This window comes from Pseudomonas sp. MT92 (genome assembly GCF_058792515.1).
In genome coordinates, this window is sequence record NZ_JBXAFA010000012.1 from 225439 (window position 1) to 249305 (window position 23867).

The window sequence follows — 23867 nt, forward strand, 5'->3', positions numbered from 1 at the left end:
CGCGGCCTTAAGCAGGAGCCGACATGCCGCGTACGCTCATAAGAAAGAACCCGAGCAACTTCAAGACCCTGCCGTTATACGTCGAAGCGACTCCCGAAGGCCTGAGCTATCAGAGTGTCGGGAGGCCGCTGAATTTCTCCCAGATCCTGCAGCGTCGCCGTCCGGTGACGGTCGCCGACACGGAGCGCTTTTCACTTGAATTGGCCAATCTCGGCGTTTCGGTGCGCCTGACGCTGCATTGGCAGAATCGCGATTACTGGGTGCTGGTGCGTCAACGTCGCCAGGACCGTGGCGACGTGGTGCTCAAGCTGATCTCCGGTTATGTCCCGGCCCACGAGCTGAACCTGCCGTTGCACACCGCCATCCAGGAGATAGCCGAGGAATGCCTGCTGGAAACGCCGGAAGGCTGGCTCGGCGGACGCTTCAACGACACCTGGCTGCCGGCGCCCTACTCGTCGGCCCTGCACTACCGCGAGGCCTTGCCGTTTCGCCTGACGCCGCTGTCCGGCTCGGCTCGGCCGGTGCGTTGCGCCAACCTGCAGTTGATCGAACGACCGCGCGCCTACGTGCATCTGCCGACGGCGTCGCTGCAACTGATCTACGACTTGCGCCTGGACGTGCCCAAGGAAGCCAAATCCTTGAGTTTGTTTCATGTTGATGAACGCCTGGAAGGCGATCAACTGGTCGCCCGACTCGATCGCAAGCGTCCCGATTTGTACCTGATGCCCTTGCAGGACGGCCGCCCCATGGCTGAGCTCTATACCCTGAAAAAGGATCAGTTGCACCCGGCCAGCACGCGCGGACTGTACCTGGCTGAAAGCTTTGCCCGACAGGAAGGCTGGCTGGTGAGGGATGAGCGGATCCGCTGGAAGGATTGGGTGAGCCAGCAAGGCTTGACGCCACCGGGAAAGGATTCCGGACTGGCCCGCTTGCGGGGGAAGGCAAAGCTGCTGCTGAAGAAGATCGTGCCGCGTACCTTATAGGAGCGAGCCTGCTCGCGATGGAGGCCAACGATGACGCGAAAAACCTGGAGCCCCGCGGTGCTCTCGGGTTTTCGCGAGCAAGCTCGCTCCTACAAAAGCTGCGTTACTCGGACTTGCGAATCTTCTCGACAATCGCGGTAGTGGAGCTGTTTTCCACCAGCCCCAGCACTTTCACGGTGCCGCCGTAAGCCGCCACGATGTCCGCGCCGACCACTTGGTCAATCCCGTAGTCCCCACCCTTGACCAGCACATCAGGTTTGACTTCGCGCAGCAGGTTTTCCGGCGTGCCTTCCGGGAAACTGATCACCCAGTCAACAGCCCCCAGCCCCGCCAGTACCGCCATGCGTCGGTCAACACTGTTGATCGGACGACCCGGTCCCTTCAGGCGACTCACCGATGCGTCGTCGTTGACCGCGACGATCAGGCGATCACCCTGGGCCCGCGCCTGTTCCAGATACGTCACATGACCGGCATGCAGGATGTCGAAGCAGCCGTTGGTGAACACGATTTTCTCGTTGTGCGCACGGGCGTCGTCAACGGCGAGCAACAACTGCTCGAGACCAAGCACACCACGCTCGGAACCTTCCTCACGCTGAATGGCGCGGCGCAGTTCCGGTGCGCTAATGGCCGCCGTACCCAGCTTGCCGACCACGATGCCCGCGGCCAGGTTGGCCAGGGCTACCGCATGGGGTAACTCCTCACCGGCAGCAATGGCCGCCGCCAGGGTGGAAATCACTGTGTCGCCAGCACCGGTCACGTCAAACACTTCACGGGCACGGGCCGGCAGGTGCAGCGCCGGATGATCCGGACGCAGCAGGGTCATGCCATGCTCGCCACGGGTCACCAGCAAGGCGCCGAGCTCGAGATCGTGCATCAGCTTCGCGCCCTTGCTCACCAGCTCGTGCTCATCGGCGCAGCCACCGACGATGGTTTCGAACTCGCTGAGGTTCGGCGTGATCAGGCTCGCACCCCGGTAAATCGAGAAATCCTTGCCCTTGGGATCAGCCAGCACCGGAATGCCACGGGCACGGGCCGCCTGGATCAGAACCTGATGATTCTTCAGCGCGCCTTTGCCGTAGTCGGACAGCACCAGCACCTTGATGCCTTCGAGCAATTCGTCGACTTGCACCGCCAGCGCCATGGCGTCGGTGGCGAACGGCTCTTCGAAATCGATACGCAGCAATTGCTGGTGACGACTCATGACCCGCAGTTTGACGATGGTCGGCTGGTGCGCGATACGCTGGAACAGCGCCCGCACACCTGCGCCCTTGAGGCTATTGACCAGGCTGTCGGCGGCTTCATCGTCGCCTGTCACGCCAACCAGCGAGGCCGGCGCACCGAGCGCGGCAATGTTCAACGCAACGTTGGCGGCACCGCCCGGGCGGTCCTCAATGTTCTCGACCTTGACGACCGGTACGGGTGCCTCAGGGGAAATCCGTGAGGTACCACCATGCCAGTAACGGTCGAGCATGACATCGCCGACCACCAAGACAGGGGCTTGATCGAATCGCGGCATGGACAACTTCATGGAGCAACCCACATACAAAATGAACAGGGGCGCGATATTAACACAGGGTGGGCATGGGCTTGTGCGGCGGCTGCAACCGGATCATTCAGCAGGTTTTTTTGCTCATTTTTTGAGCAGGACATCGGGCAAGCGCCTGCAGGCGTCCGTTTCCAGCGGCTCGCTCACAAACACCCCGATAACGTCCCACGCGGCAAATCGCCAACGCGCAGATTGCTGCCAATGCCACCGGGCGCATTGCACGCCCGGTGTGTACAAGGGTGAACCATGCTCACTCTGCTATCGGTCTCAAGCGATGTCTTGCGTCGGGGCATCCAGGCCCATGGCATTCAGACGCGAGTAGTAGCCATTTTGCGCCAGCAGTTGAGCGTGGGTGCCACGTTCGACGATTTTCCCCTGATCCATGACCAGGATCAGGTCAGCCTTCTCGATGGTCGACAGCCGGTGAGCAATCACCAGAGTGGTGCGGCCTTTCATGACCTGATCCAGCGCAGCCTGAATGTGGCGTTCGGATTCGGTATCAAGTGCCGACGTGGCCTCGTCGAGAATCAGCAAGGGTGCATTCTTCAACAGCGCCCGCGCAATCGCCAGGCGCTGCCGCTGGCCACCGGACAGCAATACGCCGTTTTCGCCAACCTGGGTATCAAGCCCCTCAGGCAACTGCTTGATGAAATCCATCGCGTAGGCGTCTCTCGCGGCTTTCTCGATATCTTCACGAGGCGCGCCGGCCAGATCGCCATAGGCAATGTTGTTGGCCACGGTGTCGCTGAACAGCGTTACATGCTGGGTCACCTGGGCGATGTGCTTGCGCAGGTTCAGCAGTTTGTATTCTTCCACCTCAACGCCATCGATGAGGATTTGGCCCTTGTCGTGGTGATAGAAGCGCGGGATCAGGTTGGCCAGCGTCGACTTGCCACTGCCGGAACGTCCCACCAGCGCGACCATTTGCCCTGGCTCTACCGAGAAGCTGATGTCGTCGAGCACCTGACGCTCGGTGTCGGGATAAGTAAAGCTGAGGTTACGCACCTCCAGACGACCGCTGACAACATCACGCTCGATGGTGCCGGTATCGACTTCAGGCTCGACATCCAATTGCTCGAAGATGCTCTCGGCACCTGCTACCCCCTTCTGGATGGTCGAGCTGACCTCGGACAATTGACGGATGGGCTTGGGCAAAAGGCCGGCCAGCGTGATATAGGCAACCATGTCACCAGCGGACGCGTCACCACGCAGGTACAGCACCAGGAACATCAGCGCCGCCATGGCGGTATAGATCACCAGTTGCAGTAATGGCGTGTAGATGGCACCGGTGCGGGTCATGCGCAACTGCTTGTCGGTGTTGCCCTGACTGGCTTCGAAGAAACGCTTTTCTTCGTAAACCTCGCCACCGAAACTGCGAACCACGCGATAGCCCTGGATGGTTTCCGAGGCCACATGCGTCACATCGCCCATCGCCAACTGGATCTTCTTGCTCTGTTTGCGAAATTTCTTGCTCGCCGTACGCACCATCACGGCGATGAGCGGCAGGATGGCGACCATCACCAGCGTCAGGCGCCAGTTCATGAACAGCAGCGAGGCAAACAGGAAGATCACCGTCATGCCTTCACGAATTACGACCTTGATCGCATCTGTCGCCGCCCCCGTGACCATGGTCACGTTGAAGGTGATACGTGAAATCAGATGACCCGAGTTATGCTTGTCGAAGTATCGGTTCGGCAGCACCAACAGGTTGTTGAACAACTGGACTCGCAGGTCATGGACCAGCCCAAGGGAGACCTTGGCCAGGAAGTAGTTGCCCAGATAGGACCCCAGCCCCTGCCACGCTGCGATCAGAATGATCAGCAAGGGCACTGCCTGCAGCAGCTGCAAGTCGCGCAGGTACGGCACGGTCGGGAACAGCACTGCTTGCGGATTGGACAGGCCATCGACGAAGTACTTCAGGATGTAGCCCAGCATTGGCTGCGTCGAAGCGAAAATCAGGAATCCGACAATGCTGATCAGGAACATACTGATGTACGGCCGGACATAGCCGAGCAGGCGGAAGTAGATTTTCAAGCTCGATGGGCTTGCGGAGAGACTGGAGTCGGTCATATCACGCGAATGTCGATAAAAAGGACGCAGACTTTAGCACAGCTTCTTCAGGGTTCTGGCAATCGCGTAAAGACTGGTATTGTGACGCCCCCCAATCCATATCCAGCCCGCCCAGCCTTAACATGGTCGTTCAACTCAGGAATGAATCACTCAGCATGCAATTAAACGGCCTGAACAATACTTCCAATCGTGTCTTCGATTTCATTTGCCTGTGGATTTTGCCGCTCGGTTACTTGTTGCTGCTTTGCGCGCTGTTTTTCCTTCCAGGGCGCAGTCTGCTCCACAAACTTTTTTATGGCCTGTTCAGCATTCCAGCGCTGCTAGCGCTGTGCTTGCGCCCGCGGGTGGGCAAAGAACTGCTCAACGAGCCAATCTTCGTCGCAGTACTGCTGTTCGTGGCTTGGGCGCTGCTCAGCCTGCTCTGGGGTCCAAGCGAGCAAAATATCGGTGGTGAGTTCAAACCACCCTTGCACACATTGCTGCTGTTCGCCGGGTGCTACCTGCTGGTGCGTTTTCGCAGCGAAATTATCCAGCCGTTGCTGTTTTGCGCAGCAACGGTGGCGTTGATCGCATCGATCTACAACCTGTACATGTTTGCCCGCGTCTACGAACCGGGCATGCGCCTGATTGGTGTTGGCGCCTTCGACAATCCGTTGCTCAGCTCCCATTTATTCGGTTTTTTCTGCACCTACTGGCTGAGTTTGAGCATGACTTGCAAGCGTCACCAGATACTCTGGCTGAGCATTCCCGCAATGGCGGTCATGTTCGCCGCAGTGATGGCTACCGGCTCAAGGACACCACTGGTCGCACTGACACTGGCCGCGCTCTGGCTAAGCTTCATTTGCTGGAATCGGCGATCCGTTGCCTTGCTTGGCGCACTCTTCTTCACGGGTGCCACCGTTGCCGTGATGTTTTCGCGAATGATCAATGAACGGGGTGACTCCTACCGTTTCGAGATATGGCAGATGGCTCTGCAAAAAATTGCCAATCACCCGTGGATCGGACATGGCTTCAACGCCGACCTGACCCTCGACCCCGGCATCGGATTCAACCTGATGGAACCCCATAGTTTTGCACTTGGCGTGCTCTATTACGTCGGTATTATCGGCTTGTTACCCTGGCTGTACTTCCAGGCTCAAGGCCTTCTGTGTAGCTGGCGCTACCGCCTGCAACCGCTGTTTATCATCGCTTCAGCCTGGCTGGTATTTGGCATCGGAGCAGGCCTGACTGAAGGCGGAGGGATTATTTCCCGGCCAAAAGAGCACTGGTTCCTGTTGTGGATTCCCCTGGCACTGATTGCCGCATTGAGCATCAACCTGCGGGCCAGACGTTTACTGGCCATGCCGATCAAAACAGTGACCGCGAGCGCCCTGCAACAGCTCACTGCCAACGCGCAAATCGTCGAAGAAGATGGTTTGGGGCCGAAGGTCCTGCGCCTGATCGACGGCAGTTTCCTCAAGCTGTTTCGACGCCGCCGGTGGTATACATCGGGCAGTTTCAACCCGTATTCCCAACGTTTTGCCATCAACAGTGTGCAACTGCGCACGATGGGTATTCCGACCCCCCCCATCCTTGACCTGTACCGGCTCGAAGACGGCAGTACCGCCGTGCACTACTCGCCCTTGCCAGGGCACACTTTGCGCCAAGTCCTGCAAGGCATTACCGCCCCCTCTGTACGTCAGACGCTAGTGGAGCGTTTCGGCAAATTCATGGCGCAACTGCATGAGCAAGGTGTTTACTTCCGTTCTCTCCACTTGGGGAACGTGCTGGTACTGGAAGATGGTGAGTTCGGCCTGATCGATCTGGCGGATATGCGCATCTACCCTTCATCATTGAGTCCGTCCCTGCGTCAGCGTAATTTGCGTCATATGCAGCGTTATACCGTCGATAAGCGCTGGCTGTTCGAGGATCATTTCGAAGCGCTGCTCAACGGATACGCTGCGATGGCATCGAAAGCCAACGTGGATAACCTGCACAAACAAGTGCTGACCGGAAACTCCCCGGTCCGGGCTCACCCATGAATGAAATCAATCCGATTTACGCGATAGCGGCCTACCTGCTCGCCATCGTGACCGCTGCACTTGTGCTACGCGCCGTACCGAAAATCTCCGATCATCTGGAACATGCGGGTAACAGTCGCTTTGCCAGCATTGATGGACTGCGCGGGTATCTCGCATTCGGCGTGTTTATCCACCATTCAATCATTACCTGGATATTCCTGAGCACGGGCAAGATCGATTTACCGCCGAGCAATTTCTACTCGCAACTTGGCCAGGGCAGCGTTGCGCTGTTTTTCATGATCACCGGATTTCTGTTCTGGGACCGGTTGCTCACCCAAGGGCGGCAACATGACTGGCTGGCCTTTGCGGTATCGAGACTCTTTCGCCTCTACCCGCTTTACCTGCCACTGATGGCGTTGGTCTTTGTGACGGTGTTCTATCTGCAGAACTGGGAACTCAAGGACTCTGGCACCCAGTTCATTGGACAAATCCTGTCCTGGTTGACCTTCGACCGACCGGACGTCAATCAATACCACCAAACCGGGATGCTGATCTCCAATGTCACCTGGACCCTGGCTTACGAAGTGTTCTTCTACATGGCCCTGCCACTGGCTGGACTGATCTTTATCTATCGTGGCGGTTGGCTACAGACAGTGCTGTGCCTGATCGGCATTTATGCCCTGTATCAACTGGTTGGCTGGGAGCACTCACTGAAGAAACATTTCCTGGCCGGCTTTCTCGGTGGCATTGCAGCGGCGTACTGGATTCGCCGCCCGCATTTGCTGGCCTGGGGCAAGACCCCTCTGGCCGGTGCAATTGCCTTGCTGGCGCTAGCCATTGCATTTACGGCATTCGACCGCGCCTTCAGTCTGGAATCGTTGTTGCTGATTTCGTTGTTTTTCGTGATCGTAGCTTCTGGAAACCCTCTGTTTGGAGCCCTTAGACCACGCAGCATCCGCTGGCTCGGAGAGATCAGCTATAGCACTTACTTGCTGCATGGCTTCTTGATCTGGGTGCTGATGCAGCGACTGCCGCTGATGTTGCACCTGGACGCCCGCGAAATCCGGGTTTTCCTGCCACTGCTCGCCCTGGGTAGCTGCTTGCTGATTTTGATCAGCAGCATGACCTACCTGTATATCGAGAAACCAGGCATCAACGCGGGCAAGAAAACCCTGCACTGGCTACGTCAAAACAGGAAAACTCAAAAAAGACTTTCGGAAACATCCGCTCCACTTGGTTGAACGACCGCACGGGCTGGCGGGCGCAAGCAAGGAAACCTTCGGCACCATCACTGCAGAGCGGTTGAAACCAATCCTGGCTTAATCTTTTTCCAGCGGTGAGAAGAACAGGCGGCCCAGGCCACGCCAGGTCTTCTTGTTCCAGGCCTTGAACGGGATCTGTGCCAGCAGCTCGCGGGCCAGCTTGCGATCCCGGTTGGCGGTTTTCAGGAACATGGAGCTCAGGAACTTGTAGCGCACCTCGTCGTACAACGGATGGTCGCTAAAGAGCGCGTAGGATCGAAGAATGTTGTCGATCATGAAGCGATGATTTTTGTAGGAATTGGTGGCGTGCTTGCGATAGCGCGCCATCACCACGTTCAAACCATCGATGAAGTAACCGGCGCGGGTCACCTTCAGCTCGATCAGCAAATCCTCCAGGCGAATGTTCGGGTCAAACCCGCCCACTTTGTCCAGCGCTTCGCGGCGGATCATCAGGGTCGGTGCCGGAGGATAGGGTTTGCGCTCCAGGAACATGTCGTCGAAGTCCAGGCGACGGAACGGCACATCGCGACGCTGACGCTTCTCCGGGTACAGGTTGCCATCAGCGTCGATCAGCTCGATGTTGCCGGCGCAAATCCCGACTTCAGGCTTGCCATCCATGTACTCGACCTGGATGGCGATGCGGTCCGGCAGCATGATGTCATCGGAACCGAACGGCACGATCAGGCTGCCGCTGGAACGGGCAATCGCGCCGTTCAGGGTGTTGGTCAGCCCCTGATTCTTCTGAACCCGGAAATCGAACCCGTGTTGGGCCTGCAAGGCGTTGATTCGTTCGACACTGTCATCGCTGGAACCATCATCGACCACCAGCAGTTCGATATTCTGATAGGTCTGATTGAGGACACTGAGAATGCTTTGCTCGATATAACGACCATGGTTATACGAGGCGATGATGACCGTTACGAGAGGTTGAGCGTTGCTCATGGTTGTTCCTTGCGGGCCTGGCTCAAACCAGAGTCGATCAGGTTCAGGTATTCCTGGCGGAACACCTCGATGTCATGTTGTTCCTGAAGATAACGATAAGCTTGCTCGCCCTTGGCCTTGAGCTCTTCGTCCGACAGACCCAGGTAATTGTCCAGGGCCGCGACCAGGCTCGGCACATCGGCAGGCGTGATGGGCAGACCACCTGCACCCTGGATCAATGGCAGCATGGCTGGCACGTTCGAAGCAATCACCGGCAGATGGCCGCTCATGCCTTCGAGCAGCGCCAGACCCAGGCCTTCGGCCAGGGATGGCATGGTCCAGATGTCAAACGCGCGAACGTATTGCAAGGCGTTCTCCCTGAAACCGAGCAAATGCGCACGACCGCTCAACCCCAGGCGCTCGATCTCGGCAGCCAAGCGCGACTCTTCCCGTCCGGCGCCGATAATCGCCAATTGAGTGGCTGGATACTTGTCCTTGATAGCAGCGAACGCCTGCAACAGATACGTGTGCCCCTTGACCGGCACCAAGCGCCCCAGCGCTCCGATCAACCGCACCGACGGATCGATGCCCAACAACTCACGGGCACGCTCACGGCTGTGCTGCAAGCCTTCGGCCTGTTCGATGTCGATGGCATTGGTGATGGCATAGGTATTCTGATCAGTGAAGCCGCAGTCACAATCCAGCAGGTATTGCTTGACCGCTGGCGACACGCCGACAAAACGCCAGTGCCGATCGATCAGGCGCTGAGTCTGGCGGCGCCGATAAAACCGGTCGTACTCGCCGAACCCATGGGAAATACCAATACACAGTGGCACTTTCAACCAACGATTGAGTGTCAGCATCATGTTCACTGGCTTGAAACGGTTGCAAATCACCACATCGAATTTCTCTTTGCGGCAGAACTGATACAGACGCCACATGGCACGCAGGCGCATGCCCTTGAGTGCCTTGTCGGAAAACTCGAAATACACTGAACGGTCGGCACGGCTCACCGCCTCGCCAGGTCCAGGCTTGCCTCGCAAAAACGCTGCGGTGACTTCATAGCGATCGCTGGGCAGGGCCTTGACGATCTGCTCCGCGAGATCAGCAAAATCATGGGCCTTGACGTTGTAGTCAGGCTGCAACTGCAGAACCTTTGACCGTTGACTCATAACTCTCCCCGATGAAAACCAGTCGCGTCGATAACCCAGGCGGGTTCAGCAGCGAGGCGCTTGACCTCGGCCGGTTCAGGTTCTGGCAACCGTGGCCACTCGTTGCGCTTCCAGCAGACAAAGTGGAAATACGGAAACCGGCGATCGCCATCGCGATCATTACTCACACTGCCATCGCGCCAATACCATTTGTGCGGAAAATTCTCCGTGCCGTCGTGCCACTTTATGCAACCACCCGGGGTGCTGAATGCCTCGGTGAATTCGCTGGTGCGACGCCACGGGTTGAACTTGCCCACCAGCTTGAACAAAGGCTCGGGAAAGTTCTTGCGCCATAGAAAGATTCGGCTGAATGCACCCTCATCCAGTGCGTGATGCTTCTGGTCGGTGAAGCGCGTTTTCCAGTCCTTGATCTGGCGGAACAACTCGCGCTTGCGGGTGGTATTCCTGATCAGGCAAAGGTGCCCCGCGACTCGTCGCTCGTGGGTGGAAAACAGATCATAAGAAGCGAGGCGATCCGCAGTGAAGTAACTGCGCAGGTCACCATACACCAGGTCAATATCGCCGAAGCCCCAGAAATCGTAGCCTTGCAGGCGGTCGGCGTGAATAAGCCCGAACGCCGGCCGAATGTCGCACAACTTGTAAGCTTCCTTCGGCGCAAAGTCGATGTCCAGCCGCTCCGACACCATCCCGCAGTAGTCGCTGAACGTCATGCTCTCGACAGTGACGTTAGGCGGCAAATTCTCGGGAACCCCGCAGTCACTGAAAAACAACCAGTCGATGTCGGGATTGCGGCGGCAGCTCTCCAGAAAAAACGGCATCCAGAACGGCCAACGACCGAAATAAGGCATCAGAAACAAAATTCGCGGGGATGGATTGATCACAAAAAATTCACCTGTAAATGCTCAAAACGCCGCCATACTAGGCGGCGAGGTGCCTCAGTTCTGCTTCACAGATGTTTCAAAACGCTTCAGAAGCCAGAACAACTCCTGACGCCTGACTGCCTTGCGAAAGAAATCATTTTCTCCATAGAGGGGGGGCACTCTACTGGCCAGCAACGACTGTATCAATCGCCGCACCCGTCGCTTGAACGGCATCGGCGGCTGCAAGTCGTGCATCATGCCCAGTGCCATGGCCTTGTCGCGTTGCAACGCTAAAGAAACAGGCAGGCAATAAGGGTGCATCAGCATCGACGGATCGAAGGCTGGCGGCAACGCGATACCTTGGCCGGTATCACCCATTGGCCAACGATCATTGTCATGCAGGTGGTTGGCGTAACCGAGCACGGTGGTCGGCTGCCACGTCAGCCCTCGCAGCGCCTCAAGGACCGCTTCCTGAGCACAGATGTGATCCGGGTGTGGATCGAGGGTCGGGTGTGGCAATACGAGGACTTCGGGGCGGGCTCGCAACAACAGTTCGCGCAGGTCCGCCAACAGATTGTTCCAGGTCGGCGAACCGTCTACGTCCCCCGGCAGAGCAAAGGGATTGAGGTGGCGGAACACTCGCGTGTCATTTAGATCCGCCTCCCGCGAACCCACTGGCTGGGCAGGCGAGGCTTGCATGGCTGCCAATTGCAGACAGAAGTAGCCCAGTTGCACGCAATGGGCTTCGGGAACCCCGGCCCAGCGCGGTACGGCAATACTGTCCCAGGCTCGCAAACGCCCTTTCAAACGCGCAGCCTCGACCTTGTTCAGACCGACCTGCTGAAAGTGTTCGGCTTCTATTTCACCGGCGGTGAGCGTGACGATCCAGGCCTCGTCGGCTTGACTGTACAAGCCATAGGCCGCCAGCTCGGCATCATCGGCATGGGGCGCAATCACCATCACCCGCTGACGGCGAAAATCCGGATGCTCGAAAGCCCAAAGCACAGGCTCACCGAGCAGCCGGCAGAAACGCCCGCGCAAACGCAACTCTCCGCGCGACAGCACCTGCGCCTGACCACTCAAGTTGAGATAGCGCAGACCATTGACCCCACGTTCGAACGTTTGCCGGTCAGGGTTATCGCCACCCGACAACTCGACCACCGGATCGATAAAGCGCCCCAGCCAGGTACTTTCAACCCGCAGCGCCAGCACCAGTGTCGCGTCGTCGACCAACATGACACCGTCATCGAGCCGTAAATGCTCACCGTTCAAATGAACCTTGGGTTGTGGCGTGTACGGCGGGAAGCTGTACTGGTAATCGTCTTTGGGCGAATAGAAAAGATGGTCGGCAAACCAGGCCTCATGGGCAATCCAGCCCAGAACAGCGAGCACCAGTGGCAACCACCAGGCCACCACGACGCCACTGGCGATCAACAACACCAGCGCAATGAGCAGGCTGATACGCTTGTTGCGTCGATGGCGCTTGAGCAGTTGCTGTTTGCGGCTCACGGGCTGACTCATACGGTGAAGACCGGCACGGGGTTGCACCAGCGATCCTTGTATTCCCGGTCGGCGCGACCGAAGGAAAAGCGCAAGGGTTTATCCAGCGCCCGGGCATGCTCCCAGGCACTTTGGGTATTGAGAAAACTCAGCACGCTGCCGGGGCTGAATTCACGGGTTTCGGGGTCGACGCCACCATTGATGTACTCGACGCTGATCCACTGCGGCGTCTCGACGCGGTAAACCAGCTGTATCGCAATCGGCGCATCGTTGAGGAAAATCACCGAGCCGATCAACAGCTCACGCAACAACTCGATGACCTCGGCCATGCGTTCCGCGCCCGTCGCCGGAAAGCCCCAGCGGCGCTGAAACAGGTCACAGTAGATCGCCGCCAGCTCAACACTGGAAAACTCGGAAACCGCTCGCACCACCCCGCCCGCTTCTTCCAGCAACCTGAGTTCACGGCGCTGGTTGTAGCGAAACTTCTTCGACAGCTCTTCGGGGGTACGGGCCATGGCCAACTGTTCGGCCTGCAGCCTGATACCGGTGAAACGGTTTTCGTTCAGGGCCGACAAATAACGAGCGCGATGACGCAGGGGCACCTGGGCATCTTCAGCGGCCGGAAGAATGATCTCGGCATTGCCGAGATCGAACAGGCCCTTTTTACCCTTGCGCTTGAGCACGTCCTTGGACAGGGCGAGGTCACGGCCCCAGGTCGGAATCGCCGCCTTGACTTCGCCACTTTGTTCCCAGGCCAGGTAACGAACCGGAATGTCGGCCAACTGAGCCAGCCGTTCGACCACCAATGGATGAGTGGCGACACTGCCGCCATAACGCTGCCAGGCCTGGGCATAGGTCGAAGCATCCGCCACCGACCAGCCACGTTCGCGCCAGCCTTGAAATCGGTTGAGCATCAGCCCCTCGGCGCCATTTCGATAACGTGAGGCAAATGCCAGAAAGCATCGCCTACCGCGCGGTCGGAGAAGCGCTCATTCAGGCGATCAAGCATCAGCTCGGCACACCGGTGACGTTGCTGTTCGTTCATTGCCGCCAGATGTTGCAGCCCTTGGGCCAAGTGTTCAGCATCGCCCAGCGGGAACAGAATGCCCACACCCTCGACCACTTCCTTCGCCCCGCCACACGCCGTGGCGAGCAACGGCACGCCAGCAGCCATGGCTTCGAGCAGCACCATGCCGAACGGTTCGTGATCGGAACTCAGGGCAAATACATCGAAGGCGCGGAAATAACGCCGAGCCTCGGGTACCTGGCCGAGAAACAGGACACGGTCGCCAACTCCAAGCTCGCGGGCCTGGGCCTTGAGGTCTTCCTCGAGACGACCTTTGCCGAGGATCACCAGTTGACTGTTGGCCGGCAAACCCGGCAACGCCGTGGCAAAACCTTCCAGCAATGTGGCCTGATCCTTGTCCGGGTGCAGCCGCCCGACGTTGCCGACAATCCAGGCATCCGGCGACAGGCCCAGGATTTCCCGCGCTTCACCGGCCGACACCTGGCTGGCCTGCAAGGCCGGCACATCAATGCGGTTGTAGAGCGTCTGAATCCGCGCCGCCGGCCACGTGGGCAAGCATTCACGCATGTCATCGCGAACCGCATCGGACACCCCGAGCAGGCTCAGACGCTTGCGAAAAATGTGCGCGAAGAGTTTACGGCTGCGGCGCTTGTAATCACCAAACGCGTGATGCACGCCAATCACGGGCAGCGAAGTGCCAAGCAAGGCGATATAGATTGGTTTGAAACGATGGGCAATGCAGAAACTGAAATTACGCGAAGCGGCGATCTTGCGCAGATCGCCGATGGCACCCAGCTTCAGGCCACGAATGGCCCTGGAGCTATATTCCATGAACAACACTTCATCGCAGGCACAAGCCGCGGCGACTTCGGCGTCGGCAACCCCGGTCAGAAACACCGTGGTCACACGATAACCGGTCCCCGCGAACAGGCTGGCGTACTGCCGGGCGCAGTCCAGAAACGGGCCGTCATAGCCGTGACAGAACTGCAGCACATGGCGTTCAGCCGAGCGTGTCATAAGCGTTGGCGCCCTCTTTGACCACCAGAATGTCTTCCATGATCAGGTACTGTAGATCGGAACCGAAGAACATGTTCAAGGCATCCGTCGGCGAGCAGATCATCGGTTCGCCGCGACGGTTGAGCGAGGTGTTCAGCGACACGCCGTTACCGGTCAACACTTCCAGCGCCTTCATCATGTCGTAATAGCGCGGGTTGTATTCGCGCTTGAGCACCTGGGCACGGGAAGTGCCGTCTTCATGGACGACTTCCGGCACGCGGGTTTTCCACTCTTCAGCCACTTCGAAAGTGAAGGTCATGAACGGTGCAGGGTGATCGATCTTGATCATTTGCGGCGCCACGGTGTCGAGCATCGACGGGCAGAAAGGCCTCCAGCGCTCGCGGAACTTGATCTGGTGGTTGATGCGATCCGCCACACCAGGCACGCTCGGGCAACCGATGATCGAACGACCGCCCAACGCACGCGGACCGAACTCCATGCGCCCCTGGAACCACGCCACCGGGTTGCCATCGACCATGATTTTGGCGATCTGCTCCGGCATGTTGTCGAGCTTGCGCCATTTCGGCTTGTTCTCGTGACGGGCGCACGCGGCGATCACATCTTCGTTGCTGTACGACGGGCCGAGGTAGACGTGCTCCATCTTCTCGACCGGCACGCCACGGGCGTGGGACACATAGGCTGCGGCGCCGACCGCGGTGCCGGCGTCGCCGGACGCAGGCTGCACGAACAGCTCCTTGATATCGTCGCGAGCGATGATTTTCTGGTTCAGCTTGACGTTCAGCGCGCAGCCGCCAGCGAAGGCCAGCTTGCCGGTCTGCTTGAGCACGTCACCCAGGTAGTAGTCGATCATCTGCAGCGAGATTTTTTCGAACAGCGCTTGCATGCTCGCGGCGTAGTGGATGTAAGGCTCGTCGGCGATATCGCCTTCGCGCTTCGGACCCAGCCACTCGATCAGCTTCGGCGAGAAGTAGAAACCCTTGCCCTTCTCTTTATAGCGGCGCAGGCCGATGACGTTGGCGTAGTCGGTGTTGATCACCAGTTCGCCGTTTTCGAACGAGGCCAGGCGCGAGAAATCATACTTGCTGGCATCGCCATACGGCGCCATGCCCATGACCTTGAACTCACCGTCCAGCATCTCGAAACCGAGGAACTCGGTGATCGCGCCGTACAGGCCGCCGAGGGAGTCAGGATCGAAGAATTCCTTGATCTTGTGGATCTTGCCGTTTTCACCGTAACCGAAGAAGGTCGTGGCGTATTCGCCCTTGCCATCGATCCCCAGAATCGCGGTTTTCTCTTTGAAGCCAGAGCAATGGTAAGCGCTGGAGGCGTGGGCCAAGTGGTGCTCGACCGGCTCGATCTTGATTTTCTTCGGATCGAAGCCCAGTTGCTCAAGGCACCAGACGATCTTGTTGCGATAGCGCTTGTAGCGACGGTTGCCCATCAGGATCGCGTCGAGGGCGCGGTCCGGGGCGTACCAGTAACGCTTGGCGTAATGCCAGCGCGCCTTGCCGAACAGGCTGATGGGCGCGAACGGAATCGCCACCACGTCAACGTCGGAAGGCTTGATGCCGGCTTGTTCCAGGCAGAACTTCGCCGATTCGTAAGGCATGCGGTTCTTTGCATGTTTATCGCGCACAAAGCGCTCTTCTTCGGCAGCCGCGACTAGCTTGCCGTCGATATACAGGGCTGCGGAAGGATCATGGCTAAGGGCGCCGGACAGGCCAAGAATCGTCAATGCCACAGGGGTCTAGCCTCTTAAGTCTGCATGCAGGCGCAACGCGCCTCAAAAAATAATGCGCCCTCGCAAGCGGCGAGAGACAGCTAAAGGGCGGGATTATAGCTTAAAAGCAGCGGCAAGCACTCACAGCGGTGACCGCATCACCGATTATCCGCGTGCAGGCCGCCAGTAAATGCGGACATTGCCCTCCATGCCCTGCTGGTAAATCGTGTACGGCAACACAACGGTGTCCAGTACTCCCGACAGGGCAAGGTCCAGCAGAACGAATGGGACGAGGATACCCGTCGGATCGGGCGGCGCATTCAATACACAAAAATCGTAGGCCAACCCGCTGTAGACCCGAGGAATGGACTGGCAATAGGTTTTTTGCCTTCGAAGCCCCCGAGCCGCGTCTGCATCCTCCTGCAGCACCGTTGTGACGGTTCCGCAACCCACCAGCGTCAGTGCGATGGCACCCAATGCAACCGCCATTTTCATTGTCAAAGTCTGCCCTCCGAGAACGTCAGGCAAACTAGCACCGTGGTCATTCAGGCCACAGTTCATGGCTTCTCAAGATCGCGTAGGACAATTCCCTGGGACTTGTCCCGATTTATTGCTGGCTGTTCGGGCCTCCTCGACTGGCTTACGAAGGCGATTCAGTCAGCACTGACGATGTCTTTGGGCAAACGCTCATCGATGACTCGATAGAGGGCGCTGCTTTGCGGCCAGTTACGCATGAACCTCGCCCGATCCCGCGCATACGCCGGCGCGAAGCTGCCGAGCGAGCCGTGCTGACACATCGAATCCAGGTCGATCAGCGCCCAGCGATCCTGTTGCCAGAACAGGTTGTGCCCCTTGAAATCGCCATGACTGATGCGCGCTCGAATCAATTCGGCGAACAGGTGATCCAGCGCCAACAGCTCGGCCTCTGGAGCGTCGCCATTTTCAACGTAAGGCGCAAAACGCTCGATGATATCCGGCCCCGGCAGATACTCGGTGACCAGATAGGCACGGCTGCGCAGCCAGAAAAAACGCTTCTCCAGCAACGCCAGGGGTTTGGGCGTAGCGATGCCAAGGAACGCCAGGCGATTGCCTTCGCGCCAGGAATGCCAGGCACGACTCGGGCGCCAGAAGCGTTTGAGCCAATGGGCGAAACCCTTGATGTTATAGCGCTTGATGACCAGTGTACGACCGCCCGCCTCGACCTTGCCGACACTCGCCGCGCCGCCGGTCTTGTAGAGATGGCCCTGATCGAGCAAGGCATCGGCCTGCGCCAGAACCGGCAGCATCGCCGCCTCTTCTTCGCGACGAATGGCCTGCAAACCGAATGCGCCCCGCCGGACACTGAACAGCGTGCAATCGCGACCGACCTTGATCAGGAAATCTTTGAGGCGCCAGCTGCGGACCTTGTCGATCTGTTTCTGCAAGGCCTCCATGGGCAAGGCATGCTCGCCGTTGCTCAACAGGTAATAGACCAGCAACTCCTCGATGTACGGCTCCATCGACTTGGGCAACTGGGCAAAAAACACCCCGAGGTTTTCCAGGACTTTCTGGCGCGACAATGGCTGGCCAGGCGTTTCGCTGCGAATCCCGGCGCCATCGATCAAATAGAGGCGATTGCCCTGGCGCAAGAGGTTGTCCAGGTGCAAGTCTTCCTGCCAAAGGCCCTTGCGGTGCATTTGTCCGATCGCGCCCAGGGCTTCTGCGAGGACGGCTGATTGCTCATCGGCCAGCATTGGCAGGTGTTCAACCCGTTTCCAGGCATCATCGAGGCTTTCGGCGCCCTCCAGAAAATCGAACAGCAGCCAACCGCCCTCGCCATCCTTGAGGCCATCGGCCAACAACAGTGGCGTGGTCAGTCCTTGTTCGGCGAGTAGACGAACGCCAGCCAGCTCTCGCTGAAAATGCCGCGCTGCCTTGCTGCCCACCAACAGCTTGGCCAATACCGGGCGTCCGCGCCAGATACCGGCGCCCACATAACGCTGCCCCGGTAAAACCCGTAACAGGCTCAGCAACTGCAAATCGGCCGGCCCGGCGGCATCGGCCAACGAGAGGCTAAGCGGCAGGCTCGGGCTGCGGCCAGCGTTTTTCAGCTCGGACAAACGCATCAGCGTTGCTCCTTGTGGTCGCGGCGCGCGGTCAGTCGCGCTGCCCAGCTATCGACCAGCGAACTGTCCTGCGCTTGATCCAGGTACGCGGCCAACAGCTCGCGTACCTGCGCTGCACTCCACACAGACGCCCGACGCAGCAACGGCTCCAGATCCTTGACCCGGTCACGCTGACCAAACAGCAACGGCCGGGTCTTTTCCAGGTCGATCAACTGGGCTTGATAGCCGTCACCGGTGGCCCGCAGAAATATGTGCTTGGGATAAAAACAGCCGTGCACCTGGCGCCGGCTGTGCACAAGCCGCGCCAATTGCCCGCAGGCCCGCAAGATGGCCGAGTGCTGCGCCTCGCTCAGGTCCGACCAGCGCTGCAACAGCGAATCCAGGTCATCCCAGCCATCCAGGGCACGTGTCAGCAGAATGGCCCGGACTTCGCCATTGGCTCTGCGCTGACCGAAGAACGCCGCTTCCAACGCTGGAATACCGAGCTTTTCGTAGCGGCTGATGTTGCGGAATTCGCGGGCGAAACTGGGCTCGCCAAAAGGCGCATGCAAAGTGCGCATCAGGTAGTTGCTCTGGCGCTTGAGGTAAAAACCATGACCTTCCAGGTTCAGTCGAAACACGCTGCTCCAGCCGCCAGGAACAGAGTTGGGCTCGTCCACGGCATCCAGCTGCCGTGTCCAGAGGGCGTCGAAAGTGCCGAGACCGTGGCGCTCAAGCAGCTCACGGTCTTCAGCCGCCAGGAAATCAGTCATTCACGCCCCTCGAAAAATCTCACCACGTGCCGGATCCGTTTTTTGTCGGCCGCATTGAGCCGGGTCCGTTGGCGGTATTGCAAGTAAAAGCGCAGGCGCTGGGTAGCCGACAAGTGATACTTGGCGACCTTGTCGAGACACGCCAGATCCTTGGTAATGCGGTACTTGAGCCAGAAACCGCGCCAAAAATCACCGTTGGGGCAATCAATCAGGAACAGCCTGGCCTGATCGTCGATCAGCAGGTTGCGCCATTTCAAATCGTTATGGGTAAAGCGGTGATCGTGCATGGTCCGGGTGTAGCCGGCCAATTGGCGGCTGACCGTATCGACCCACGCACGGTCGGCCAGTTTCAGGTCGTGCCGATGGGCCAGCGCCGACAAGTCTTCGGTATGCGGCAGCTCGCGGGTGATCATCGCTCCTCGATCGTAAGCCGCGCCGCGCCGCTCCAGGCCCCACGCTACGACCTCGGCGGTGGGAATGCCCCATTTGGCGAAGCGCTTGAGGTTCTGCCATTCCATTTTCACCCTCGGCTTGCCGAGGTAGCGGCGCAGGCCTTTGCCTGCCCCGACATAGCGCTTGACGTAATAGTTGACGCCATTGCGCTGTACGCGGATGACCTCGGACAGCGGATCACGTGTCAGGCGTTCACCCTCAAGCGCAAACACTGCCTCCAGACTGCCGAAGTCGTCTGCCAGATCGCTGTATGCCGGTTCCAGTGTCCAGCCCGACATCAGAGCGCATCCCCGTAGCGCTGTTTGCGGTCGTAGAGTTTGTTGGCCTTGCCTTCGAGCCAGGCCAGCAGCGACGCTTCTTCGGCGAGGATCTGGCGCAGTGGCTGCTGGAAGTAACCCTTGAGGAAACGCAACTTGTCGCGCCGGGTCAATCCGATATCCAGCGCCGAAAAGTACAGCGCCGCCAGATCCTTGTTGCGCCAGCGCCGGGTGATCGCCGGGCGGGTCTGGGCGCGGTGCAGGTCGATCACCGAGAGCTTGAAGTTGTCTGCGGTGACCGGTTTGTCGGTGTGCAGCAGGAAGTGACAGATGTAGCAGTCGCGATGGTTGACCCCGGCGCGGTGCATCATGCCGGTCATGCGCGCCACTTCGGCGATCAGCGCACGCTTGAGTTTTGGCTCCGGCGGTTGTCTGACCCAATCGATGCTGAAATCTTCGAGGCTGACGGTCGGTGCCAGCTCTTCGGTGACGATGAACGAGTGCTGATCCGCCGGGTTGCTGCCCTTTTCGCCGTAAGCCACGGCGGTCATGGTCGGCACGCCGACTTCCTGCAGGCGCTGGATGGCTTTCCACTCCTGGCCCGCGCCGAGTACCGGTAACTTGGCGGTGAGCAGGTTCTTGAAGATCTCACCCCAGCCGATGCCACGATGAATCTTCACGAAAAACCCGTTACCGTCCACTTCAGTGCGCAGGGTGCGGCGAGCTTCGAGCTCGCGGTACACCTCGCCCTGAAGCCCCTCGACTTCCGCGAACGGGTCGCGTCCAGCCCAAAGGCTCTTGAACGGTTCAGCCAGCATCAACTTCATTCAGCGTGCTCCGCCAGAATCACATCGGCCGCGTGCTGCGGCATGCTATAGAGGTCGGCCGTCTCGGCGAAGGCCACACCGTTGCGGCTCCAGGCCGCCCGTGCTTGAGCGTCGTTCAACATGCCCGTCAGATACTGCGTCAATTGCGCCTGCTCGAACGGTTCGTCCAGCACCAGGCCGGCATCGGCCTCGGCAATGTAATGGGCGTAACCACACACCGCACTCACCAGCACCGGCAGCCCGGCCACCAGCGCTTCAAGCAGCACAGTGCCGGTGTTTTCGTTGTAGGCCGGGTGAATCAACACATCGGCCCCCAGCAGGAAACGCGGAATATCGCTGCGACCCTTGAGGAACGTCACGTTATCGCCGAGCCCCAACGTCGCGCTCTGCATCTGGAATAACTTGGGGTCGTCCTGGCCAATTACAAACAGCCGGGTACGTTTCTTCAGATCGGCAGGCAATGCGGCCAGGGCCTTGAGGCTGCGATCCACGCCTTTGGTCTTGAATCCGGAGCCGATCTGGACCAACAGCAGCTCATCATCCTTCAAGCTGAATTCGGCGCGGAAGCCGGCACGGATTTCGTCCGCATTCGCCGGGCGGCGACGGTCCTGGGCGATGCCGGGAGGCAGCAGATGGAAGCGTTTGAGCGGCGTGTCGTAATGTTTGATGAACAACGGCTGCTGCACTTCGGAAATCATCAGCACTTCGGTCTTGGCATCCTTGGCGAACACCGCGCGCTCGTACTCGGCGAAGTGGCGATAGCGACCCCAGCGACGGTACAGCGCGTTGCGCAGATTTTGCGCTTTGTCTTCGAAGCAACCGTCGGCGGCGTAATAGACGTCCAGGCCCGGCATTTTGTTGAAGCCGATCAAGCGGTCGACCGGACGCTTGGCCAGGTCCGCCTCCATCCACTCGCTGAGTTTTTCGTTGCGCCGGTGGTTGAAGAACGCCTTGACCGGCGCGACCAGCACTTCAAAGCCCGGCGGCACTTCCCCCTCCCAGATCAACGTGTAGACGCGAATCTGGTGACCGCGCTTTTGGCACTCCAGGGCAATGCGCATGAAGTCACGCTGCAAGCCGCCAAAGGGGAAATATTTGTACAGGACAAATGCCAATTGCATCAGCGCAGCTCCTCAGCCAGTAACAACGTGCTCAGTCGGCTCGCGACACGCTCAGGATTCAGACGCGTGAAGCACAGCGGCCACTCGCGTTTCAGGTCGAACCGACGGGCATCTTCGGCCGTCGGTTGATAGGTGCATTTCTTTTGCAGGCACGGCGCACAAGGGAAGTCGCTGGCCAGGTGAATCTGCGACTTGCCATAGGCCCCGGTCAGGCCCGGATTGGTCGGGCCGAACAGCGACAGCGTCGGCACATCCAGTGCAGCGGCCAGATGACCCAGGCCGGTGTCCACTGCCACGCAGCCTTGCGCGCCGGCCAATACTTTGCCAACACCGGCCAGATTCAGCCTGGGCAGCACTTCGACGTGCTTCATGTCTTTGGCGATGCGCTCGGCGCGGGCCTTCTCGACGGCATTGCCCCAAGGCAACTTCACCCCGACGCCCAGATACCCGACACGCTCGGCCAGCTCGCGCCAGTAGGCTTCGGGCCAGTGTTTGGTGTCCCAGGTGGTGCCGTGCAGAAACAGCACGTAAGGATTCTTGCGTGGCAATTCCACCAGGCGCTCGACGCTCAGCCCGTAGTCGCCCAAGCCCTTGGGCAGGTCATAGCCGAGGGCGATGGCGAATAACTGACGGACCCGCTCCACCGCGTGCTGACCACGGGCAACCGCCAGGCGCCGATCATAGAAACGCGCAGCGATCGGCTCGCGTGCCGAGCTTTTATCGAGGCCGGCCACCGGCGCCTTGACGTAACGGGTCAGCCAGGCGCTTTTTAGCAGGCCCTGGGCATCGATGACCAGATCGTATTTAGTCGCACGAACGCTTTGCTTGAAGCGCTTCCACTCCCCGCTCTTGATGGTCTGCCAGATGTTCTTGCGCCAGCGACGGATCGCCACCGGGATCACCTTGCCCACCGCCGGGTGCCAGGTGGGGATCTCGGCAAAACCCTCTTCCACCACCCAGTCGAACTTGATGCCGGGAATTGCCCGCGCAGCATCGGTCAATGCCGGTAACGCATGAATCACGTCGCCCAGCGATGAAGTCTTGATCAGCAGTACCCGCAAGCTATTGGACCTCGACCACAGTGCCCTGCAAACGCTGCAAGGCTTCGTTCACCGCTTGCGGCATGAGCTGGCGCAGGCAGTTGTAATGACCGAAGCGGCAGGTGCGGTCGAAGCAGGGACTGCATTCGATGCCCAGGCGCACGATCTCGACATGTTCGGCCAGCGGCGGCGTGAAACCCGGCGACGTCGAACCGTAGACCGCCACCAGGGGACGATTCAGCGCGGCGGCGACGTGCATCAGGCCGGAGTCGTTGGATACGACCGAATCGGCGCAGGACAGCAGATCGATGGCCTCGGCCAGCGAAGTGCCACCACTGAGGTTCACCGATTCTTCGCGCAAACCGGGAATCAGGCGCGAACGAATGTCCTCGCCCACGGCGTGATCGTTTTTCGAACCGAACAGCCAGACTTGCCAGCCTTCGCGGATCTTCGCTTCGGCGACCTTGGCGTAGTGCTCGGACGGCCAGCGCTTGGACTCGCCGAACTCGGCGCCCGGGCACAGCGCCAGCACCGGACGATCGAGGGCCAGACCGAACTTGGCCAGTGCCGCTTCGCGGGTCACCGGGTCGATCCGCAGGCTCGGCCGTGGGTAAGGCTTGGGCAATTCAACACCCGGCTCGTACGCCAGGGCCATGAAGCGCTCGATCATCAGCGGGTAACGTTCCTTGTCCAGCGTGCGCACGTCATTGAGCAGGCCGTAACGGAACTCACCGCGCCAACCGGTGCGCTTGGGAATGCCGGCAAAGAACGGCACCAGTGCCGACTTCAGGGAATTGGGCAACAGGATCGCCTGGTCGTACTGGTCGGCCAGGGATTTTCCGATACGCCGACGCGTCGCCAGCTCCAGCGCGCCGTGACCGAGCGGAAAGCTCAAGGCCTGGCGGACTTCGGGCATGCGCTCAAGAATCGGCCGGCTCCACTCGGGGGCCAGCACGTCGATTTCGCATTGCGGGTGGCGTTGTTTGAGACACTGAAACAGTGTCTGCGCCATCACCATGTCACCGACCCAACTGGGCCCAACGATCAGAATTTTCATGTGGTTTCCAAAAACGATCCGGGGAGGCTTATGCCTCCCCGCCTCGAAAATTCTACAGAACAACGCAAATCTACTGTAGGAGCGAGCCTGCTCGCGATGATCGTTAACGATAACGCGGCACGTCTGGCACCCCGCGGCGCTCTCAAGTTCATCGCGAGCAGGCTCGCTCCTACAGGG

General features: G+C 59.3%; 20 protein-coding genes. 3 read left to right on the plus strand and 17 right to left on the minus strand.

The window, feature by feature from the left end; translation table 11 throughout:
• The first annotated feature begins 23 nt into the window (after positions 1 to 23).
• The gene (locus tag AC1Q6D_RS22460; protein ID WP_047536620.1) at positions 24 to 983 is read left to right on the plus strand and encodes a hypothetical protein; all 960 of its coding nucleotides are present in this window, start codon (positions 24 to 26) and stop codon (positions 981 to 983) included.
• A 103-nt stretch (positions 984 to 1086) separates the two neighbouring features.
• Here the strand turns inward: AC1Q6D_RS22460 and hldE are convergent, their stop codons facing one another.
• Positions 1087 to 2511, minus strand: a complete 1425-nt coding sequence (gene hldE, locus AC1Q6D_RS22465; protein ID WP_103403351.1) for a bifunctional D-glycero-beta-D-manno-heptose-7-phosphate kinase/D-glycero-beta-D-manno-heptose 1-phosphate adenylyltransferase HldE — start codon at positions 2509 to 2511, stop codon at positions 1087 to 1089.
• Positions 2512 to 2796: 285 nt separating this feature from the next.
• Positions 2797 to 4599 (minus strand): lipid A export permease/ATP-binding protein MsbA, encoded by a 1803-nt coding sequence (msbA, locus tag AC1Q6D_RS22470; protein ID WP_047536617.1) that lies wholly within the window; start codon positions 4597 to 4599, stop codon positions 2797 to 2799.
• Between the two features lie 155 nt (positions 4600 to 4754).
• On the opposite strand from msbA, the gene AC1Q6D_RS22475 reads away from it, so the two are divergent.
• Together AC1Q6D_RS22475 and AC1Q6D_RS22480 are read left to right on the plus strand one after the other, a co-directional pair.
• Entirely contained in the window at positions 4755 to 6620 is a 1866-nt protein-coding gene (locus tag AC1Q6D_RS22475; RefSeq protein ID WP_103403352.1) for a bifunctional O-antigen ligase/aminoglycoside phosphotransferase family protein, read from the plus strand.
• Positions 6617 to 7840 carry an acyltransferase family protein gene (locus AC1Q6D_RS22480; RefSeq protein ID WP_103403353.1) on the plus strand — a complete coding sequence of 408 codons (1224 nt, stop codon included), beginning with the start codon at positions 6617 to 6619 and terminating at the stop codon, positions 7838 to 7840. Before AC1Q6D_RS22475 ends, AC1Q6D_RS22480 begins: the two co-directional genes overlap by 4 nt.
• Positions 7841 to 7918: 78 nt before the next feature.
• Here the strand turns inward: AC1Q6D_RS22480 and AC1Q6D_RS22485 are convergent, their stop codons facing one another.
• The 15 genes from AC1Q6D_RS22485 to waaF all read right to left on the minus strand — a co-directional run bounded on the left by AC1Q6D_RS22485 (position 7919) and on the right by waaF (position 23690).
• Entirely contained in the window at positions 7919 to 8803 is an 885-nt protein-coding gene (locus AC1Q6D_RS22485; RefSeq protein ID WP_047536614.1) for a glycosyltransferase, read from the minus strand.
• Positions 8800 to 9954 (minus strand): glycosyltransferase family 4 protein, encoded by a 1155-nt coding sequence (locus tag AC1Q6D_RS22490; RefSeq protein ID WP_103403354.1) that lies wholly within the window; start codon positions 9952 to 9954, stop codon positions 8800 to 8802. Before AC1Q6D_RS22490 ends, AC1Q6D_RS22485 begins: the two co-directional genes overlap by 4 nt.
• Positions 9951 to 10835 carry a DUF6625 family protein gene (locus AC1Q6D_RS22495; RefSeq protein WP_047536610.1) on the minus strand — a complete coding sequence of 295 codons (885 nt, stop codon included), beginning with the start codon at positions 10833 to 10835 and terminating at the stop codon, positions 9951 to 9953. The genes AC1Q6D_RS22490 and AC1Q6D_RS22495 overlap by 4 nt, the downstream gene beginning before the upstream one ends.
• A gap of 54 nt (positions 10836 to 10889) precedes the next feature.
• The gene (locus AC1Q6D_RS22500; RefSeq protein ID WP_103403379.1) at positions 10890 to 12323 is read right to left on the minus strand and encodes a PIG-L deacetylase family protein; all 1434 of its coding nucleotides are present in this window, start codon (positions 12321 to 12323) and stop codon (positions 10890 to 10892) included.
• A gap of 8 nt (positions 12324 to 12331) precedes the next feature.
• Entirely contained in the window at positions 12332 to 13228 is an 897-nt protein-coding gene (locus AC1Q6D_RS22505; RefSeq protein ID WP_047536608.1) for an antimicrobial resistance protein Mig-14, read from the minus strand.
• Complete coding sequence (locus AC1Q6D_RS22510; RefSeq protein ID WP_103403355.1) at positions 13228 to 14358, minus strand: glycosyltransferase; 1131 nt, start codon at positions 14356 to 14358, stop codon at positions 13228 to 13230. The genes AC1Q6D_RS22505 and AC1Q6D_RS22510 overlap by 1 nt, the downstream gene beginning before the upstream one ends.
• The gene (locus AC1Q6D_RS22515; RefSeq protein WP_047536605.1) at positions 14342 to 16099 is read right to left on the minus strand and encodes a carbamoyltransferase family protein; all 1758 of its coding nucleotides are present in this window, start codon (positions 16097 to 16099) and stop codon (positions 14342 to 14344) included. The genes AC1Q6D_RS22510 and AC1Q6D_RS22515 overlap by 17 nt, the downstream gene beginning before the upstream one ends.
• 144 nt (positions 16100 to 16243) lie before the next feature.
• On the minus strand, positions 16244 to 16579 hold the full coding sequence (locus tag AC1Q6D_RS22520; RefSeq protein WP_090469890.1) for a YceK/YidQ family lipoprotein: 336 nt from the start codon (positions 16577 to 16579) through the stop codon (positions 16244 to 16246).
• Positions 16580 to 16731: 152 nt separating this feature from the next.
• Entirely contained in the window at positions 16732 to 18183 is a 1452-nt protein-coding gene (locus AC1Q6D_RS22525; RefSeq protein ID WP_103403356.1) for a lipopolysaccharide kinase InaA family protein, read from the minus strand.
• Positions 18183 to 18935, minus strand: coding sequence for a lipopolysaccharide kinase InaA family protein (locus AC1Q6D_RS22530; RefSeq protein WP_103403357.1), 753 nt, complete (start codon positions 18933 to 18935; stop codon positions 18183 to 18185). The genes AC1Q6D_RS22525 and AC1Q6D_RS22530 overlap by 1 nt, the downstream gene beginning before the upstream one ends.
• On the minus strand, positions 18932 to 19666 hold the full coding sequence (locus tag AC1Q6D_RS22535) for a lipopolysaccharide kinase InaA family protein (RefSeq protein ID WP_103403358.1): 735 nt from the start codon (positions 19664 to 19666) through the stop codon (positions 18932 to 18934). Before AC1Q6D_RS22535 ends, AC1Q6D_RS22530 begins: the two co-directional genes overlap by 4 nt.
• Positions 19666 to 20472, minus strand: a complete 807-nt coding sequence (rfaP, locus tag AC1Q6D_RS22540; protein ID WP_103403359.1) for a lipopolysaccharide core heptose(I) kinase RfaP — start codon at positions 20470 to 20472, stop codon at positions 19666 to 19668. Before rfaP ends, AC1Q6D_RS22535 begins: the two co-directional genes overlap by 1 nt.
• Positions 20469 to 21593, minus strand: coding sequence for a glycosyltransferase family 4 protein (locus tag AC1Q6D_RS22545; protein WP_103403360.1), 1125 nt, complete (start codon positions 21591 to 21593; stop codon positions 20469 to 20471). Before AC1Q6D_RS22545 ends, rfaP begins: the two co-directional genes overlap by 4 nt.
• Entirely contained in the window at positions 21593 to 22654 is a 1062-nt protein-coding gene (waaC, locus tag AC1Q6D_RS22550; RefSeq protein ID WP_103403361.1) for a lipopolysaccharide heptosyltransferase I, read from the minus strand. Before waaC ends, AC1Q6D_RS22545 begins: the two co-directional genes overlap by 1 nt.
• Position 22655: 1 nt before the next feature.
• Positions 22656 to 23690, minus strand: a complete 1035-nt coding sequence (waaF, locus tag AC1Q6D_RS22555) for a lipopolysaccharide heptosyltransferase II (RefSeq protein WP_047536589.1) — start codon at positions 23688 to 23690, stop codon at positions 22656 to 22658.
• Between the last annotated feature and the right edge of the window lie 177 nt (positions 23691 to 23867).